Raw genomic sequence first — 18,797 nt, 5'->3', positions numbered from 1 at the left:
TTCGGGGGAAGCTTCCCCCGAAAAGCTGCCGCCCCGTTGTAGGCGGAACGCCTTCCCGCAGGGTAGAATGTGGCGTCAGGCGACGGGCGTTCCCGGAGGGCTATCGGGAACGCCCGTCGCCTACAGAGGAGCCAGTACTTGATGAGGCTCTCCCTCTCCTGACAGAGACGCTACTTTGAACACGCTTGTTCTGGCGTTGGAAACCCTCCTCATGCGCACTGGACTCACCACACTTTTCCTCGAAGACGATATTGCTTTCCTTTTTTGGGTTAGCAGAAAATAAAAAGCTCATGAACTCAACCCGGTCACCTGATGCGTTCTGTTGAACACTAGGTAGCCAATAAGCGTTTTTCAGCTTAGACCCCATCATCAGTTAGCTATGGCGTTTATGCACCCACTATATTTAAATGTTAGGGCAATAACAACCTCTACTTCTACTCCAATGTAGAAGTTTTAATCATTATTCCTCCCATTGTCATTAGAAGTGAACGGTGGTTTCTACTTGGGTACTGCCATATCGTTGGTTACTGCAATATCGAAAATTGTATATTTATTCAGCATAAAACTTCCTTATCAATTAGGTGTGTCTTACACATCGAATCCATCAAATCTTTTTAGATACTTGCTGAGCAGTTAGACTGTTGTTGTTCTGATTCATTTGTACTAACGGATGATCTGGATTTTTGAGGTCAATGTAGTCTATTTGACTACGATTCAGTTGTGCAGGTAAATTGCGCATTTGTGCCATTACCTTAATTTTTTCAGACAACAAAGAATTTGGTGCTCCAAGATGTATACTTCCCAGCTCTGTTTTCAAAATTAAATTTGTTGGATCTTGGAAATCAATTTCTTTAACGTTAACAGAACTCTGGCCCAGAGCTTGATAAAGTTCAGTCCAATAAGGTTGGTACTGCTCTAATGAGCCAAAAACTTTCAGACTAGGCAATTGCAAGCTGGGATCACCAGATGTGTATTTTTCTATAGGTATCCAAACGCCATTAACATCTAGCAATCCTACAGATATTTTTTTGTGATCCGTGTCACTGTTTCCTTGATCCCTACGACTTTGGGCGATCGCTACAGGAACTCGTTCTTGAATCTGGACGATTAATCCTGGTGGAAACAGACGACGATTGACAATCGCTTGTACTATCATCGGTTGCTGTTTCAAAGATTCGGCGATTCTATGAGGTTCTATCCGCCATAAAGACTGAGGATAGGAAAGCACAAGCAATGACTCAATCGCCTCACTAGATAGTAAGTGATTACCTGAAACCTCAATATCTTGGGGTGTTTTAAGTACCCAAATCGGTTGGATAGCCGTCCACAGCAAACCTCCCGCCAATGAACTTACGGTAATGGTTTGCCAAATTGTCTGAATAATTTTTATCTGTCGCTTTTGACGTAATTTTTTACGGCGACCTTTTAAATCTGAACGGGAAACCGATATAATGCCAGCCATTTAAACCCTTCCATATTTTTAGTCCTAGTCGTAATTACGCATGTATTATTACGTAATTTTAGTAAATCCTGTTAGCGGAAATTAGATCTGCTCTCCAGATGAATCTAGCCTTTTGATTTTTTTGTGGCAACCATTTCCTACTGCAAAAATCTACAAAAAAAATAGTATTATCCGCATACTACTTTTTCATTGTCCGACCCAGTACTCAGGAGCTAAAACAACACAAGAGTACTTAAACGCATAAAATTTGTTGATTTTGAAGAAATTTAATCAGAGTATATACAATGTCTTATTTTTAACAAAAAAAGAAGAAACAGGTTAACCTTTTATAATATCATGATTAACGTGATAGTGCTGAATATAATGCCCATATAGGCATGTGATGTAGGAGCAAGCCTTAAATATGGTCATGGGGATAAATCAGAGGTTTGTCGTTAAGAACAATCAATGAAAAACAACTGACAATTCCCAATCTCAAATCCACAATTCAAAATTAGTAATACCAGTTCAAGGAGCTATCGTTTTCCAAAACCTCACTGCTGTTTTCAACAGCCGTCTGTTGTTCTGCCTTTGTTAAAAAGGCTTGTAACCTCATACGTTCAATATACGGCCAGCCTCCTTCAGCCTCAATATCGCGAAGCAGTGAGTAGAGACCTTGACGATTATCGGGCAAACTCTGTTGAAAAGCCCCATCTCGGATCTCTCGGTGTAACTGCTCCAACTGTCTTAGTAAAGCTAAAATAGCTTTAGCATTCCCTTGACAATCTTGGGCTGTATCATGGACTGCTGATGCAATTGTTTGCAGTTGACAAGACAATTTCGTTAACTCTAACTTTTTACCATTACTCATACACCGCTGTCCTTGTGAATCAGGTTTGCTCAAATTTACCGGAGATTTTGTGCATTCACCTGTTACCAGTCAACCATTCGTTGAAAAGGTTAATTGATTTATCAAGTGTTGCTGTGATAAATTTTCTTTACATATCTTAAATAAAATAGGTTTTTGTGAGTCTGTGACTTTGGTGAATAGCTTGATGATATAAGGACTCACTACCCGAACTCGTTTTGGTGCTAGTACTTTATCAACCCAATATTGACAGGTATTGAGCACCGATGGTGGGGTTTGTTGTGAGGATGACGCAAAAGTGTAAAGTTCATAAGCCTTTACCATCCGCTAACGTTCCTTTGGTAAGCTACTAATGACTGTTTTACTGAAACCATAGTTATAATTTTGATACCTGTATATATACTTAAAAATTGTATATGAGCAATAACTGTTAACTACCTGTTTAATCATAGCTTATGGATTTCATATATTGAGCACATTTTTTCAGAATCAAGTGTTGCTTTTTATACATACACGAGCGATCCAACTACCTGTAGAGCAACAGTTGAAGTTCTGACGACTCAGATAAAAAAGTAACGAGTTATTGCGCAAGCCTCTGGGCGTGACACGGGCGATAGCTTGGCGCTCTGCATAGCGGCAGATAGCTACTTGCGATCCCGCTTTGTTAGTAAACATCAGAAAGCTTTGATTTTGAGTTAAAAAAAATCGTATGATCTGGCTGATGATCAGCTGATTTTCCCATAAAACAATGGGCTGTATGTAAAACTGCTTATTCTTTGACCACCCTTTAACCACGCATCCCCACAGATGCAGTGGGCTGGGTAGTTTGAGGCTAAAAGCTTGGGCTAAAGGAAGCAACACGTTTAAAAACGCATAACTCCTGATAAATTTAAGTCACGGCTTGGGCTTACCAAAGCTTGGGTGCAGTTTTACAAGTTAAATATTAATTTTTGACATTGAGGTTAACCATGAGGTTTCGCGCTTTAATTGTTGCACTCTTGGCTTTATGCTTGGGTTTAGTTACTGCTTGTAGTGAAGGTCCATCATCGAGTAGTACAGAGTTTCTAACCTACGACCAGATTAAAGGCACCGGCTTGGCTGTCAAATGCCCCCAACTGGCAGAAACAAGTCGTGGTTTTATTCCCATAGATAGTAGCCAGTCTTACAGCATAAAAGAACTGTGCTTAGAGCCAACCCAATACTTTGTGAAAGAAGAACCCCTTAATAAACGGCAACGAGCAGAATATGTTGCTGGCAAATTGTTGACTCGCCGCACCTACTCCTTGGATCAAATTAGTGGCGATCTCAAAATCAATCCAGATCAAAGCCTCACCTTTGTAGAAGAAGATGGCTTTGACTTTCAAGCTATTACAGTCAAACTGCCTGGCGGTGAAAGCATACCTTTCCTGTTTAGTCTCAAAGGCTTGGTGGCTCAAACACAACCTGGCTTGACCACCATTAACACCTCAACAGACTTTGAAGGAACCTTCAAAGTCCCCTCCTATCGAGGTTCTGCCTTCCTCGACCCCAAAGGTCGCGGTGTTACCAGTGGGTATGATAACGCGGTGGCTCTGCCTGCCAGATCTGATAATCAAGAACTCATTAACGCCAACGTTAAGCGAGGTGATGTTCTTGATGGCAAAATTTTTCTGCAAATAGCGAAAGTAGATAGCTCTACTGGTGAAATTGCAGGTACTTTCGTGAGCGAACAGCCTTCAGATACCGACTTAGGCGCGAAAGAGCCTGAGGAAGTCAAAATTCGTGGTTTGTTCTACGCTCGTGTAGAACCTGCTCAAGTCTAGATTGTTCTGATAAACCTAAGAGGTAACCTCTTACCCTCTTGACAGGAGAATTTCAAAGAAGGAGGTTTTGGAGTTACCTCTGTTGGTTGGGTAACGACATCAAGTGCGCTTCTTGTTTGCTTCTACAGGCGACTGGTGAGACAGCGCTGCAGGAAGTGACCACAACCGGCTGCGATCCTTGTTTCCCAACAGCTAGGCATCTGGCGTATCTCCTCCACCAGACGCTCTTGCAACGCCTTCGGGCGTGCGCTCTGCGCACACCCGAAGGGGTCTCCCGACAGAGGCGACTGCGTTCGTCGTTCGCCCAAGCCGCGTGCGCTCTGCGCTCAGACGTGCCGTGAGAGCGAAGCTGTGCCGAAGGCTCAGGCATACCCGAAGAACTCTCCCGTTGGGCACCGCAGTTTTTCAGTCCTTCGATCAAGCGGGTGTATGGCGCTTTTTATTTGAGCATGTAAATATCTTTAATTCTTTTAAATTTAGATTATGAATTGTAAAGTCAATTTGATAAGCTGATGCGTTTACTAGAGGAAATCCAAAAAATAAAACATCCAGCCGTATTCGTTAACGGGTGGGCAAAACTGTTGACTTCCTTCACTAATAAATATGATCTTTTGGGGCGAGCGCTGATCATGTCTTTCAAAGTTAAGTATTATCCCTGTTAGAATCTGTTTTTATTTTTGGTATATATTCTTTAATTTCCCATAATCTCCAATTTCTTCACAACTATAATTCAGTATAATTACGGTTTATTATTGAGTTATAATTTTTTATTTTATTTCTATGTGGTTTTCGGAAAGTCACAGGATATACCAGAAAGTTAATTAATACCAAATTGCAATTCTTACCGTAAAACTGAAATGCCTCAAGTATCTCAATTTTAAGAGTATTGGCAAAATCTAAATTACGTTTTAGAAGGCGGATTGGTATAAAAAACAAAAGAACCCTCCAATTTAAATTAAGCTGCATTGTCAATGGAGTTGTGGTGGCTGCTTTGAGCACAAAGTTCTTTATCGTAAATTAAAGGATCCGGTGACCTCTACGTCTATACGTAGTTTCAGTTTTAGTAGGGGTTGAAATCCCCAACTGTTCGCGTAGCGTGCCGTAGGCATAAATGTCTTTAATGCGTGAATTTTGTTAGCACAGCGGGACGCAGTCCATTTTGAATTGTTAACTGCCATTGGAGCTTGTGTGTTATGTAGGTATCGGACACTCCTGTATTTGGTATAAGTTCGCTGCCTTCCACAAAAGCATCTATAAGGCGTTCGTGTGTTTATAGCGTTTCTGAGTTGGATAAAGTACAAAACCCCAGCCGCCCTACTAGGTATCTTCACGTCACCTGCTAGAACGGGGAGGGTTAACGAACTTCTCCGGGGATTAGGGGCAGGTTGTACTGTATTCAAAATAGAGCCGTTATATTGTGCGGACGTTGATCTTCCAATGGCTATGCTGCAAAAAATCTGATATACATAGCAGTCGCCAGGTAGATTAGGACACGAACTAATGAGAAAACACGGTCACTAAGAGACTTTCAAGTCTGTTAAGCGTTCGGGTGTTAAGCGTTAAGCGTTCCCTGCTATAACTGCAATCGCAGCTTGGTTTAAAAGTGAGTATTTCTTTGTTTATTCGACCAAGAAATGCGATGTTATACCAATCACAGTCACGAGGTCTTACACGAAAAAAATGGGGAGGGTTTATACGATATGCGTGTTGTCCCCTCGATTAATCAAGGGGCTTGGAACCCTCCCCATTTTTTAGGGGACAAATGCGTCACCAACGAAGTCAAACATGAGATTTGGCAGTTGTTGCGAGAATATCAGCTATCTGGCTCACCTGACTTTCGCAATCAATTGGTGAAACTTAATTTTGGACTTGTCAGAAAAGAAGCTCATTACTGGATGAATCAATGTCATGAAAGCTACGAGGACTTGCTCCAAGTAGGTTGTTTGGGTTTGATTAGAGCGATAGAAAGATTTGAAATTTCCAAGGGGTATGCCTTAAGCTCGTTTGCTATTCCCTATATTCGCGGTGAAATACAACATTATCTTCGAGATAAAGGAGTGATCGTGCGAATTCCTCGACGCTGGTTTGCCCTGCAACAGCAAGCAATCAGAGTTTCGCGTTCATTAAGGGAAAAATACAATCGCCAACCTACTGACTCTGAGTTAGCAGCCGCATTGGAAATTTCTCCTGATGAATGGCAGGAAATTAAATTAGCGTGGGCTAACCGCGCGCCCTTAAGCCTTGATGTACCAGTGCAAAATGGAGATGAAAGTGCAACTTTATTGGGAGATTTGGTTCCAGACAACCGCTACCACAGCTTTCAACTCGCCCAAGAAGAGCAAATTCGTATCCAACAAGCATTGATGCAGTTGGAACAACCCACCCGCCAAGTCTTAGAATTTGTTTTTTTGGATGATTTGACGCAAAAACAAGCGGCAGAACGCCTTGGTATAAGTGTAGTTACGGTCTCTCGCAGGCTGAGGAAAGGGCTAGACTTGCTGAAACACTTAATGTATGTGGCAGAAGATTAACGGCTTTTGAGAACAGTTCATGGGCAGAAATTCAAAAATTGTAATCGCAGCGATTCTGACTTTGGCTACTTTGGCGATCGCCTCTTGTTCCTCACAAAGTGAACAATCTAGTCATCCTAGCCCCACCTACACACCAGCAGCAAGAGCGCCGTTCAAGAACCCAGGCGTATCTAACGAAAAAGTAACAAATCAACCCTTCAAGAATCCAGAGGTTCTTACCAAACAAACTCCGCCAGTTACCTCCACCACAACTGCTAACTTGATTCAACCAATGGATTCTACAAAACGGGTCAGTATCGTATCAAAAGGTCGCAATGATCCGTTTGCAAGAATTGTGGTTCCTGATTCCATCAAAGTCACAAATCAGCCTGCACAGGCAAAACCTGTTCCTAAGTTACCTCCTATAAGCACACCTAAGAGTAAACCGCACAGCGTCATAACTGCTATTAGTAAAAATCCTTTAAACCAACAAAAGCTAAATCAAGAAAAACACACAATTAACAAAAAAGCGATCGCCCGTGTCATGCCCGGAGGGCTGTTTTCCAAACAGCCCTCCCCCTGTGCCTCCAGCACAGGGCAAGCAGCCGAAGCCTGCTTGAGGCATAGGGCGCGCGAAGCGATCGCCCTTGGCGGCAGCAACAGCCTCGCCCAAAGTGCAGCGCCCAAAAAAGTGATTAATCATAACTCAGCACCGCCAGTGGCGCGTGTATCTCATAATAAAATTAAACCCAACGGTGCCTTGACTCGTGTACTCCCAAAAGTTTTACCGCAAGCGATCCCTAACTCTGCCTTAGCATCTGTAACACCACCGCAAGCGATCCCTAACTCTGCCTTATCTGTAACACCACCACAACCAGAGTTAGCCAAAGCAGTAGTTGTTTCTGGTGTTGTTCTCATTGGTAAAGAACCCCAAGCAATTATCAAAGTACCAAATGAGCCAACAAGTCAGTATGTACACGCAGGACAGCAGTTGGCAAACGGAGTCCTGATTAAACGTATTGAAATAAATGAAGGCTCCGAACCTGTCGTGATTCTGGAACAATATGGTATTGAGGTTGCGAAAATGGTAGGGCAAGGACTTACTACTCAAACCTCACCCACTGCTTCTGGGGAAAATCCTGTTTCTAACACAGCGCTACCCCAAAACCCTGTTCCAGAGGAAGATACTTAAAGATGGAGACAAAAGAAACAATTGAATTTGCTGGTTTACCTTTAGCAGTCTATCGAGAGATAGCAGCTCATTTGTGTCAGGTAGAAGGAGTAGAAGTGAGTTTAATTCCTCAAACTTCTCAACAATTTGATTATAGTCAAAGCCAAATTGCTGGTTTATGGATTTCGTATACGCCTGAGTGTGGCGCACAAAGTAGGCAACGGGTACAGCAAATTTTGACTTATTATCGCGATCGCTACGTTGCTTGAGGAATTCTCACAAGAAATTTTAGTAAATATGTCTATGTTTAAGAATTTTTGGGTTGAGGTTTCTCCACCCAAAAATTCTATTTTTTGGTTGATGAAAAAGGATTTTTGGTGAGATTTAGTGATGTGTCAACTTGTGTAGAGACGTAGCCCTGAGCGAACTTGGAAGGGTCAGTGTCGGGAGGATGTCACGTCAAGCGAATTCGTAAAGATTCAGCCACTCTATGCTGAATGAGCCATTCTTTCACCTCCAGAGTTAGAAGGTCAATACTTGCTCCACTCTTTGCAGCAGCTTTGAGAAATCTTTGTACATCCTCAGGTATTCTCTCAGAACTTAGACTCTCTAAAGATTGCTTCAATTGCTCAATTAATTTATCAACCCTATCAAAATCTTCGCTGTTTTTGGGAAATTCAACCTGTTGTATTTGTCTATCTAAATTGGCTTGTTCTGGTAAACCTTGTTCAGTGCGGTGAGCGCAAATTTCAGCTAGGAATTTGTCACCATATTGAGCAAGTTTGTAACTACCTACGCCTGATAGTTTACTAAATTCCTCTTTAGTTTGGGGTTGCACCTGCGCCATTAATTCTAGGGTAGAATTCTGAAAGATAAAGTGAGGTGGAACAGATTGTTCCTCAGCAAGCTCTTGGCGGAGCGATCGCAACCTCTGGATCAGCATTTCCACTTCAACTGCTTTTTCATTATCATTTTCCCAAGTCATCTTTTGAACAACAGGAATAGTTATTGACACATTTCGCTTTTTATGCATAATTTCCCAACTAAGAGCATTCAGTTGCAAAACTGGGTAATTATCGCCGTTTTGTTCTAACAATCCTTGCTCCAATAGAGAACGCCCCAGCATTCGCCACTCATCAAGAGTTTTATCTTTACCGATACCATAAGTAGAAAGTTTGTCGTGTTCATGTTGGATAATTTTTTGAGTTTTTCCTCCCCGCAACACATCTATAATGTGAAGCATTCCAAATTTTTCTTTACAACGCGCCACACAAGATAAAAACTTCATTGCTTCAATTGTCCAGTCCACCTGTTCAGAATAAGAATTGTGGCTATTATCTAATTCATGTGACGTTTTAGACTGGAAAGTTGATTGTATCCAACTATTAAGATAAAGATGTACTTGAGCAAGATAAACAGTGTCCATCTTGGCATAGTCTAGCTGTTTTTGGCTCAGAGGTCGTCTTCCCCAGTCACTTCTTCCTTCCTCTTCATCGACATTTGTAAAATTGCAAAGTTCTTTGGCTAGAGTTTTAAGTTTTAAATTTGATGTTCCTAGGCGATTGCGTGATATTTGTCTTGCTATTTTTAAGGTACAAGTGATATTCTGCGCCTGAATCTTACCCAGAAACTGCAAGTCATAGCTGGAGTTGTGAAATACCTTTTCAATGTTGGCATTTGCCATAATTTGATTGATAAAGTATTTGACGACATCAGGCTTTTGAAAAACATCTAATATATAAACATTATCCCCAGCTAAATCTAATGGTTCTACCGAAACCTGAATTAGAGATAGTTTTGGAAAGGGTGTATCATAGTCAGCAACTTCTGTATCTAACCAGAGAATTTGATGCGAAGTTAGTTGGGTTATAATTGCTTGGATTTCCGAAGCTTGAGTTACGTAAAACATTGGTTTGAACTACTTAATTATTAGTTGATTTCCTCTTTAATCTCACGGAAGCAAGCTAAGCAATTGAACTAACCCATCCTGAATTGCTTGGTGATTTGATTCGACTGTTGCACCACCAGAGTTGTCTGATGTGCAAACAGAAGCATCAAGAAAATGACTTGTGCTCTTGAGAAGTTCTGAAGCATCTGTCATCGCTTTTTGATGATTTTCGCTCAAATCCTGAAGCAGCTTGCCTATTTTATTATCTGAATTTTCTCTCTTTGTTTGTACGCACTTCATTGTATCTACATAATTATTATTTAGTACAAATAAACTATTTGTTTGAGTATACAGAAGTCCTCAAAGCTCTTTATCTCTTGCATAAAGCATTTTAGATTTCCCGTGTTCACCAAAATTTGCCAGCTTCCAATACTGTTCAGATAAGGATTTTTGGGCAAAATCCGAGCAAGATTGTGTCGGCTGCTTTATAAAAATCGTCAACTTTCTACTTATGTACTTCTCGTTCTAATTTTTCCCAACTTTCTTTTGTCTTCTGATGCACCCTTGCCTTAATTTCATAATTGAGATGAAATCCGGTAGTGTCGAAGTTATAAAAAACTGCCCTGATTTATTTTCGTTGCACCTTGTCGTAAAACTTGGCAATTTTCTCCAGTCCATTTCACAACAGTCGAAGGAACACCATCTCCGTGCACCTCGTCTTTCAACTCCGTCGCCGCCAGAGTCAAAACATCAGGAAACTGTGCCGAAATCTCTGCCATTGTTGTTAAGGGGATTGAGCTGATAAATTGGCGCTCGTCGTTGCAAGAGGAAAAGATCCGGGCATTCCATAGACGTAATCCCAACGTCGTCAGTGTTTTAATTAAAACAAGATAATCAGGTGATGACTTTTGAAATTACTGAGTTAAACTGGCAAGCAAGATAATCCTAGTATAACCAGCGCATCTCTACAGTCTGGGCATCACTCAACATGAAACACTGGCAATTTCTGATACAGAAACAGGGCGATCGCTCTTGGAGTCCCATAGAATCCCCAAATATAGAAATTGTAGAAGGTCGGTATAGAGTTTTAGCTCGCTCTGACCTGATTAATACTGATTTGCAAGTGCAGATCACCCATAGTTCAACGATGGAGTTTCCACCGAAGCGGCGAATTCAAAAGCGATCGCGTTCTACAAACTCTGAAGGCTTAATCGCACTTCTTCCCTTTAGTTATCTCAAGCCAGGAGTTTGGGAGTTCTGTTGTTCGGGTGACTTGATGTCGCACTTTGTCGATCAACCTTGGCAACATTGTATCCAGTTGAAAGTTCTACCTATAGTAGTTATAGAGGTGGGACGACAACAGGAGGATACTCGATTGTCAAGAGTCGATAAGGAGCAATTTCCTGTCTTTAGCGATGAATTGCTTGAAGAAGCGATGATTTCGCAGCCGATTAGCCCGGTTTGGCTCAAAGGTGAGAAAACATCGGAAATTTTACAAAACTTAATAGAGATTGCTTTACCTGATTCTCAATTGGCAGCAGCAATTGAGGATTTTTGTGATCAAACCTTAGAACCCCCGCTGGTGTTGAAACTTCAGGAAGATTTTTACACTGTTCCTTGGGGGCAAACTCTCACAATCAATGGGCGTGTAGAGGAAAAAGAAACGACGAATTTGGATCATCCCCTAAGATCAAATTATCAAAGAGTCTATGCAGGAGAAATCAGAATAGAACTGCGCTCACCCCAAGATTCTAAAATCATCAGGCGAGTGCGCCTATCCTTAAGCGAAAAGTTCATACCATTTCCGATCAGATGTTCCATAGAGGTTCCCGCTGATTGTGAATCCAAGCTGATTTTGGGAGAAATCAGTTTATATGGCATCCTTACGGTTGATGGTAAAACGACATTGTTAACTAACCAGTTTTTCACAATGACAGCAGATGTCACAGAATTACTGGCAATCAGCGCCACAGCCAAAAAAAATGAACTAGACACAATAGAACATCAACCAGTATCCTCAAAACTATCCACACCTCTAGATTTGCAACTTTTCAATTTAGTAAAAACGCCAACAAAAGCGAAATCACATCTGTTGCAGCCATCTCCCAAAAAATCTTTGCCACCGAAAATTGAGCCGCCATTACGTCGTCTTAAATCAGCAGCGGTTTCGCCTCAACTACCAAGCTTTGTTCAGCATCAAAATCGGATAATTAGTCCTGCTGCTGTTTGCGAAGCATCTCCAAACTTGGAGTCAAATAGGCAGATAACAAGTAAAGTCATCAGGATGGAGACAACTTTACCCTACCTCAGACGAGTCAAACTATCCCAGAATGAAACAAAAGGCATCATGCGTTATGAGTCAGTTGACGAACAGCAGGATACAACTGAGATTCATAACGAGGATGCTGCAAAATCAGTTATAGAACAAACACAATATCAGATTTCATCTTTTGATGAAGATGCAGCAAAAGACAACGCACAACCCCAAGACACGTTAGTCAAATTAGTCATTCCCCATAATTCGCAACTGTTCACCACAGGTAACCCCGACATATCCCCCTTGATTATAAAGTGGATGCATACTCAAGGGTATTCCTTGCCTGAACCGATTAATTTGCAAAACCAAGACGACGATATTTATTTTGTGGCCAGCCAAGATCAGATGTCTGATGAGGTTAACAAAAAAACACAAAAACATGGAGATGCTGAGGATCTACACGATAATAGCAGGGAGGGAGCGAAGGAAGGAGAACTTTCCGCACTCCCTCACTCCTTCACTCCTCCATCTTCCCAACCTCCAAACTCCCTTGATGGGAAAGTATTGTCGGCTAGGTTGGTACACGAAATAGTTGTCGAAGATATATTCGATGAAACCGAACCTCAGACTTTCAAAAATCAACCTTCCAAACAAAAAGAAGAATCAATATCAGATGTATCTGTTGGCTTACCTGTCTTAGCAGAAATCACCGAACCATTACCAGTTCCGCAACTGCATTTGTCATCAGGCGAACTCATCTCTGGAAAATTTGTGAGGATACGCATCCAGTTAGCGCCTGTAGCTGATGAAGTGGCTGTGAAGTTATGGATTTTGGATTGCCAAACTCGTGGGTTGATAGATGAACCGCGTTGGTTAACACATTTACGGCTTAACCCTGCTGGAGTTTTGGAAGAAATCACTCATCTGAGGGTTCCTTTTGGGTGTTTGGAAATTCGCTTGGAGGCGATGGCTGTGAACAAGGCGACTCAGCAGGAAAGCCACAAAGTCTCTATCCTGCGCAGTGTAATACCTCCAGACTTACCTAACTTGCAGCTAAACGAAGTTTTCGGTGTATGAACAATCAACTTTATTGCAAGCTGCTGTGTTAAAAATCTTTAGAATTTGAAAAATCATGCAAGATTTGCAGTAAGCTCATTTTGAATTGTCGTTTGATTTGATAGGAATATTTTATGTACTCAGCTTCATATATCTCTTCCATCCTTGTTCCAGTGATTGGTTGGGTTGTTCCAGCTATAGTTTTTGGGTTTCTGTTTGTATACATGGAACGCGAGGATATTGCTTAAATTCGTCAATGCCCGTAGGGCATTGTGTAAGCGTATAAGCGTATAAGGGTGTAAGGGTGTAAGGCAAAGAAAATAATTCGCGATGACTCTTGTATTCACTTACACACGCCAGATACCTACGGAGGGAAACCCTCCTTCAGTACTGGCTCCCCTATACGCCTATACCCCTACACCCCTAGTATGTTGAAACTTTCACTTACCAAAACCCTTAGTTGTTTGTTTTTGACTCTTCCCTTTGGGCTTAGATTTACTAACTTCCATCAAAGCTTCTTGGAATAAATTATGCAGGTGTATTGGTACGCTGGCAATTTCTGGTAACTCTGGCTCTATGGGTTTGTTGTTTTCTTGCAAGAGTGTATCCAAGTCATTTGAAAGTTGAAAATTTGGTCGTTTAAGAAACGTTTGTAGTACTTTTTCTAACTGCGTTGGATACTGTTGGGCTAAGCGATGCCAAATGAAAGCATTAATACTTTTATCTTCTAGATAAAAACGAATCAGTTTTTCGGCACCTTCTACACTTTGCCAATCATCTGCTTCTAATATTGTTTTGATTTTAGAGTACGTTGGCAGAAACATCTGTCCCCATCGGGGATGAGACATAGTTGTCACCTGTTCTGCTTTTTTCAGTTCAGCAGGTAAATCGACTTTTGGCATCACCATTTTACTACTGCTGTTTTTCTTCTCAAACATTTGTGAAACTGTTTGGGAGTCAGCACCAAATTCTTCTGCAACTGCTTTGATTTCTTCTTCTCCTAAACCAGCTTCTTGTGCGACATCTCCTAATGATTTTGAAGGATCAATTCCTGCTTCTTCCAAACGTTTCTTCGTTAAAATTTCTTGGAATTCACCAATCTTTTTGTTGAGTTGGTATCCTGGAAGTGTGACTTCATCAGTACCAAAAAACTCTAGAAACTGCTGATGATAGATTCCTACAGATTGCCAAGCTTCTTGTAGCAAGTCTGGAGCATCACCATAAAGATTGTCTTTGTAATTATCTTTAAAATTACCAATAGCTACTGCTAGTTTTGGTTTCCCCAGTTTACCCATCTGTGTGTAGGAACTGAAGAAAGTCCAGTAACTGTCAGTCACAGGAGAAATGCGAGTCAGTAAAATTTCTCCTTCTTTCAATCGAGACATTTCGTTTAGTTTCTGGGAGGTGTTTGGCTTGACAGTGTAGTATTTGTCTGTCAACCAGTTCCTTAATTCAAAGCCATCAGGTAAGATTTTTGTGATAGCAAATAAGCCACTAAAAGTGCGATGCCAACTTTGAATCAGTTCACGCTCAAGCTCAGACAACTCTTGATCGCTTTGGAGAAACAAATCTAAGGGTGAGGAGTCACCAACTTGCCCTTCTGTAAGAAATGAGTCAATAATCAGTTCTTGTTGAAAATTATCACCGCTTCCACGACGTGACTTGAGCGCAGCATAGCTTTCCAATGCTTGTGCAAGTTCACCTTCAGCGTCATAGACAAAATCAGTGAGGTCTTGTTTGAGTTGGTGCGATCGCTCTAATATAACATCCACAAGTTAATCTCTCAGACTCGATTGTTGTTGTACGTTAGAGGTTAGCAAAGAATTTCTGCATTTGGCTATTGCAGGATATATTCGGACATTTACGTGTCAAAATTTGATTCACAGACGGTCAGCCATGTAGCATAGAATTTGTACCCTTGCACAAAAAGAACGCGATCGCTATGGGCATGACCCTTGTAGAAAAAATTTTGGCGAAAGCCTCTGGTCGTTCGGTTGTCGAACCGGGGGAAAATATCTGGGTTAATGTTGATCTTTTAATGACACATGACGTTTGTGGTCCTGGAACCATCGGCGTTTTCAAACGCGAGTTTGGTGCTGACGCCAAAGTCTGGGATCCTGAAAAAATCGTGTTAATTCCCGACCATTATATTTTCACGGCTGACGCACGCGCTAACCGCAACGTTGATATTTTGCGTGATTTTGCAAAAGAGCAAAGTATAAAATACTTTTACGATATTACTGACCTTTCCAACTTTAAAGCCAACCCAGATTACAAAGGTGTTTGCCACGTCGCCCTAGCCCAAGAGGGTCATACGCGCCCAGGCGAAGTTTTATTTGGTACGGACTCTCACACCTGTAACGCTGGTGCTTTCGGTCAATTTGCCACAGGTATCGGCAACACAGATGCTGGTTTTATTATGGGGACTGGCAAGCTGTTGATCAAAGTTCCTGCCACCATGCGTTTTGTGTTGAATGGTGAAATGCCTCCTTACTTGTTGGCAAAAGACCTGATTTTACAAATTATTGGGGATATCAGCGTCTCTGGCGCAACCTATCGGACGATGGAATTTACAGGAGAAGCCGTCGAACGAATGACGATGGAAGAACGGATGACTTTGTGTAACATGGTGATTGAAGCTGGTGGCAAGAATGGTACCATTGCTCCTGATGAAACCACATTTGAGTATGTGCGGGCGCGTACCGATAAGCCTTTTGAGGCAGTATACACAGACTCAGATGCCAAGTTCTACAGTGAGCATCACTACGATGTTTCCAAACTAGAACCAGTTGTTGCCCAACCTCACTCCCCTGATAACCGTGCCACAGCACGAGAGTGCAGCAATGTCAAGATTAACCGAGCTTATATCGGTTCCTGCACGGGTGGAAAAACAGAGGACTTTTTCCATGCAGCACAAGTTCTTAAAGGTCACAAGGTGAAGGTTCCCACATACATAGTCCCTGCTACCCAAAAAGTTTACGAAGATTTGTTTAAAATCAAGTACCAAGAGCAAACCCTCTCAGAAATTTTCTTAGAAGCTGGTTGTATTGAACCTGCTGCTCCTTCCTGTGCTGCTTGCTTGGGTGGTCCCAAAGACACGTTTGGGCGGATGAACGAGCCAGAAATCTGTGTTTCCACCACGAACCGCAACTTCCCCGGACGAATGGGGCATAAAGAAGCGGGAATTTATCTTGCTTCGCCCTTCACCGCTGCAGCTTCCGCAATCACTGGGTATGTGACAGATCCGCGTGAGTTTTTGTAAGAGGACAAGCAGACAAGTGAAAGAGTGTGGGAGTCAGGGAAAAGAGTGATTTCACATTAACTTTTCCCTCCTTTTCTCCCTGATTTCCTTAGTCTGCAATAAAAAATATGATAATTCTCGTAATGGGTGTCTCTGGTTCTGGTAAGTCCAGCATTGGGCAACTGTTGGCAGACTCTTTACAGTGGGAATTTAGCGATGCTGATGCCTTCCACTCGCCAGAAAATATTGAGAAAATGCGGTATGGTATCCCCCTAAATGATTTAGATAGGGTGCCTTGGCTGCTGGCGTTGCAACAGGCAATACAACAGTGGTTGCAAGAGAATAAAAATATGGTGCTGGCGTGTTCTGCGCTGAAAGCCAGCTATCGCGAGGTTTTGGTTTTGGATGAGGAACGCGTAATCCTGGTTTACCTCAAGGGGTCTTTTGAGTTGATTCAAAAGCGGCTACAGATGCGTCATGGTCACTTTATGGGTGAAAAACTTCTTAAAAGTCAGTTTGATGCTCTTGAGGAGCCATCTGGTGCGGTTACGGTGGATATTTCTGAGCCACTAGAGGTAATTGTGCAGAACATTAGAGTGAGTTTGGGGATTTAGGTGAGTTGATGGCAGGGGTTTTTTTTTATTTTTAAAGCGTTTATGGCACTTTACATAAGTTAATATGGTTCGATTTAATCATACCTACCTACTGGCACAGTTTTTTGTAATTTAAATTCCTACTTTAGAAATGGTTTTACAAATACGACCTCACTAGTATTGGGAATATCGTCAATTTCATCACCACCTTGGACATAACTGAGGTGGTTTTTTGTGCTGAGATTGTAAAGGTTTTGGTGTGGTCATTTGCGGTAGGAAAAACTCCACTGTGTCGTATTCGTCAACACAAGCTTTTGTAACTTAAGTTCTAACTTTAGAACAATTACAAAAAACGACTCCTCTAGTATTAAAAGAGTATACAAGTATTTCAAAATTCACGTTCAGACAGTCCCAGGGGGATTTTTAATTGGAAACTCCAGAGTGTCGTATTCGTCAATACAAACTTTTGTAATTTAAACTCCTGCAATAGACAGGGGTTTTACAAATACAATCCCGCTAATATTGTCAGAAATAAGTTCTTAATGTTTGTCGAAAGTTTTCAGTAGCAGCTCAGGAGTTTTTAATCGTAGGTTGCGAACTCAAGCTGAGACGTTTTTCGTTCCGTCTGGAACGTTCTACATCTCTATATTCCATACCCTTCTCGATATAAGCTCCTTTCATCTTCTTAACCAACACATTGTCCCTCCGCTTCCCGATAAGGTTGTGGAGGTTTTTAATTGGAAACTGTATAGTACTGTATTAGTCAACACAAACTTTTGTAATCTAAACTCTTGCTGAAGAAAGAGTTTTACAAATACGATGCCATTAATATTGGAAGAAATGACTTCTGAATCTTAGTCTCAATTCCTCAGTACCACGTCTGAGGATTTTTAATCGTAAGTTGCGGGCATAGTTGAAATGTTTTCCTAACGTTTGGGACACTCTTATTTCTCTCATATTACCCTCATATCCCCCATTACCGATGTAGTTATGGGGGTTTTTTGTTGTCTGGGATTAGCGCGTTGAGTACTTATATGTGTTTTATACCTTAGAACTTCGCGACGATGAAGGGGGAGGGTATTTTTATGGGGATTTTGGTGTTAAAGTCGAAAGTTTACCTTTTGGGAAAATTTTGATGTAATCAGGAATACAAGAATCTTTTCAGCTTGACCTACCTTAGCGTAGCCAAAAAAACATAGACCTAGCACAACTTCAAAAAGTAAAACCCACAGATGATGACCTGTGGGTTTTTAATTCCTGTGTTGCTATGGCTATGGCTAGTCACTAGTACCGCTTGCTTCTTAGAAGCTTATTTTGATGGGGTGATAATCTCTTCTGTCAAAAGTTCTGTTACGGTAATTTTTGGGTGTATTCATAAACACAAATAAGAAAAACTGTTACCTCAAAAAAAAATAAAAACCCCCACGGCAACTGGGGGGTTTTTATTAACTAGCAACTTTACTTAATAGCCAACCAGCGTTAGGAGCAATGCTTCTTAGAATTTATTTGTGATGAAAAGATATCTCTTCTGTCAAAAGTTCAATTTCGATAAAATTTGGATGTGTTTAGGAACACGAATAAGTAAAGCTGTTACCGTCCAGTTCACCAGCACCAGTAACATCAATAATTTCCTACATAAGTGTAATTTCTATTTCAACCATAAATGTATTGAGCAACACAATTTTTTGTAACGAGCGATTCGTACTTTAGAAAGAGTTATACAAATACGACCTCACTAGTATTGGAAGAAACAGAGGATGACCTTTTGGTATAAGGTTCATTTCCTCAATCGGCACATTTTCCCCGCACCCATAAGTGTGGGTTTTTTTAAGGTAATGAGCAGTTAATATTCGGCGTAGGTCAGACGAGATAATCAAGATTTGAGGTGTGCTCATTTGTGGTCGGAAAAACTCCTATGTGTTGTATTCGTCAACACAAGTTTTTGTAATCTAAACTCCTGCAATAGACAG

General features: G+C 41.3%; 12 protein-coding genes and 3 pseudogenes. 8 read left to right on the top strand and 7 right to left on the bottom strand.

From position 1 onward, the window contains the following. Window positions 1–604 precede the first annotated feature (604 nt). Both AC5590_RS29485 and AC5590_RS29480 read right to left on the bottom strand, forming a co-directional pair. Window positions 605–1,462 (bottom strand): cell division protein FtsQ/DivIB, encoded by an 858-nt coding sequence (locus tag AC5590_RS29485; RefSeq protein WP_169266851.1) that lies wholly within the window; start codon window positions 1,460–1,462, stop codon window positions 605–607. A 493-nt stretch (window positions 1,463–1,955) separates the two neighbouring features. Continuing rightward, on the bottom strand, window positions 1,956–2,312 hold the full coding sequence (locus AC5590_RS29480) for a hypothetical protein (protein WP_169266850.1): 357 nt from the start codon (window positions 2,310–2,312) through the stop codon (window positions 1,956–1,958). A 965-nt stretch (window positions 2,313–3,277) separates the two neighbouring features. Here AC5590_RS29480 and AC5590_RS29475 point away from each other — a divergent pair. The 4 genes from AC5590_RS29475 to AC5590_RS29460 all read left to right on the top strand — a co-directional run bounded on the left by AC5590_RS29475 (window position 3,278) and on the right by AC5590_RS29460 (window position 8,061). Further along, complete coding sequence (locus AC5590_RS29475) at window positions 3,278–4,111, top strand: photosystem II manganese-stabilizing polypeptide (protein ID WP_169266848.1); 834 nt, start codon at window positions 3,278–3,280, stop codon at window positions 4,109–4,111. A gap of 1,700 nt (window positions 4,112–5,811) precedes the next feature. Beyond that, the gene (locus AC5590_RS29470; protein WP_169266847.1) at window positions 5,812–6,642 is read left to right on the top strand and encodes an RNA polymerase sigma factor SigF; all 831 of its coding nucleotides are present in this window, start codon (window positions 5,812–5,814) and stop codon (window positions 6,640–6,642) included. A 19-nt stretch (window positions 6,643–6,661) separates the two neighbouring features. Next, the gene (locus AC5590_RS29465; RefSeq protein WP_248277316.1) at window positions 6,662–7,813 is read left to right on the top strand and encodes a hypothetical protein; all 1,152 of its coding nucleotides are present in this window, start codon (window positions 6,662–6,664) and stop codon (window positions 7,811–7,813) included. A 2-nt stretch (window positions 7,814–7,815) separates the two neighbouring features. Continuing rightward, on the top strand, window positions 7,816–8,061 hold the full coding sequence (locus AC5590_RS29460) for a hypothetical protein (protein ID WP_169266846.1): 246 nt from the start codon (window positions 7,816–7,818) through the stop codon (window positions 8,059–8,061). Window positions 8,062–8,501: 440 nt separating this feature from the next. Here the strand turns inward: AC5590_RS29460 and AC5590_RS29455 are convergent. From AC5590_RS29455 to AC5590_RS29440, 4 genes and pseudogenes are all read right to left on the bottom strand, one after another. After that, window positions 8,502–9,098 (bottom strand): annotated as a pseudogene (locus tag AC5590_RS29455) (RQC domain-containing protein); the annotation flags it as partial. Window positions 9,099–9,233: 135 nt separating this feature from the next. Beyond that, window positions 9,234–9,701 (bottom strand): annotated as a pseudogene (locus tag AC5590_RS29450) (ribonuclease D); the annotation flags it as partial. 42 nt (window positions 9,702–9,743) lie between these two features. Beyond that, window positions 9,744–9,980, bottom strand: a complete 237-nt coding sequence (locus tag AC5590_RS29445) for a hypothetical protein (protein ID WP_169266845.1) — start codon at window positions 9,978–9,980, stop codon at window positions 9,744–9,746. A gap of 308 nt (window positions 9,981–10,288) precedes the next feature. Next, window positions 10,289–10,509 (bottom strand): annotated as a pseudogene (locus AC5590_RS29440) (L-threonylcarbamoyladenylate synthase); the annotation flags it as partial. Window positions 10,510–10,668: 159 nt separating this feature from the next. Between AC5590_RS29440 and AC5590_RS29435 the strand changes: the two are divergent. Both AC5590_RS29435 and psaI read left to right on the top strand, forming a co-directional pair. Further along, on the top strand, window positions 10,669–13,014 hold the full coding sequence (locus AC5590_RS29435) for a hypothetical protein (protein WP_169266844.1): 2,346 nt from the start codon (window positions 10,669–10,671) through the stop codon (window positions 13,012–13,014). A gap of 113 nt (window positions 13,015–13,127) precedes the next feature. Next, entirely contained in the window at window positions 13,128–13,241 is a 114-nt protein-coding gene (gene psaI / locus AC5590_RS29430; protein ID WP_169266843.1) for a photosystem I reaction center subunit VIII, read from the top strand. Window positions 13,242–13,433: 192 nt separating this feature from the next. On the opposite strand, the gene AC5590_RS29425 is transcribed toward psaI, so the two are convergent. Further along, window positions 13,434–14,765, bottom strand: a complete 1,332-nt coding sequence (locus AC5590_RS29425) for a hypothetical protein (protein WP_169266842.1) — start codon at window positions 14,763–14,765, stop codon at window positions 13,434–13,436. Between the two features lie 146 nt (window positions 14,766–14,911). On the opposite strand from AC5590_RS29425, the gene AC5590_RS29420 reads away from it, so the two are divergent. Then, complete coding sequence (locus AC5590_RS29420; RefSeq protein ID WP_248277315.1) at window positions 14,912–16,255, top strand: 3-isopropylmalate dehydratase large subunit; 1,344 nt, start codon at window positions 14,912–14,914, stop codon at window positions 16,253–16,255. Window positions 16,256–16,362: 107 nt separating this feature from the next. After that, a complete protein-coding gene (locus tag AC5590_RS29415; protein WP_169266841.1) occupies window positions 16,363–16,848 on the top strand; it encodes a gluconokinase in 486 nt (161 codons plus the stop codon). Window positions 16,849–18,797: the final 1,949 nt, after the last annotated feature.

Source organism: Brasilonema octagenarum UFV-OR1 (genome assembly GCF_963888615.1).
Taxonomy (GTDB): domain Bacteria; phylum Cyanobacteriota; class Cyanobacteriia; order Cyanobacteriales; family Nostocaceae; genus Brasilonema; species Brasilonema sennae.
This window is presented reverse-complemented; position numbering and strand designations above follow the sequence as displayed.

What these genes read in the sequence shown, in the direction of transcription:
- AC5590_RS29485 (WP_169266851.1), bottom strand. Translation starts at nt 1,462, where the DNA reads ATGGCTGGCATTATATCGGTTTCCCGTTCAGATTTAAAAGGTCGCCGT.
- AC5590_RS29480 (WP_169266850.1), bottom strand. Translation starts at nt 2,312, where the DNA reads ATGAGTAATGGTAAAAAGTTAGAGTTAACGAAATTGTCTTGTCAACTG.
- AC5590_RS29475 (WP_169266848.1), top strand. Translation starts at nt 3,278, where the DNA reads ATGAGGTTTCGCGCTTTAATTGTTGCACTCTTGGCTTTATGCTTGGGT.
- AC5590_RS29470 (WP_169266847.1), top strand. Translation starts at nt 5,812, where the DNA reads ATGCGTGTTGTCCCCTCGATTAATCAAGGGGCTTGGAACCCTCCCCAT.
- AC5590_RS29465 (WP_248277316.1), top strand. Translation starts at nt 6,662, where the DNA reads ATGGGCAGAAATTCAAAAATTGTAATCGCAGCGATTCTGACTTTGGCT.
- AC5590_RS29460 (WP_169266846.1), top strand. Translation starts at nt 7,816, where the DNA reads ATGGAGACAAAAGAAACAATTGAATTTGCTGGTTTACCTTTAGCAGTC.
- AC5590_RS29445 (WP_169266845.1), bottom strand. Translation starts at nt 9,980, where the DNA reads ATGAAGTGCGTACAAACAAAGAGAGAAAATTCAGATAATAAAATAGGC.
- AC5590_RS29435 (WP_169266844.1), top strand. Translation starts at nt 10,669, where the DNA reads ATGAAACACTGGCAATTTCTGATACAGAAACAGGGCGATCGCTCTTGG.
- psaI (WP_169266843.1), top strand. Translation starts at nt 13,128, where the DNA reads ATGTACTCAGCTTCATATATCTCTTCCATCCTTGTTCCAGTGATTGGT.
- AC5590_RS29415 (WP_169266841.1), top strand. Translation starts at nt 16,363, where the DNA reads ATGATAATTCTCGTAATGGGTGTCTCTGGTTCTGGTAAGTCCAGCATT.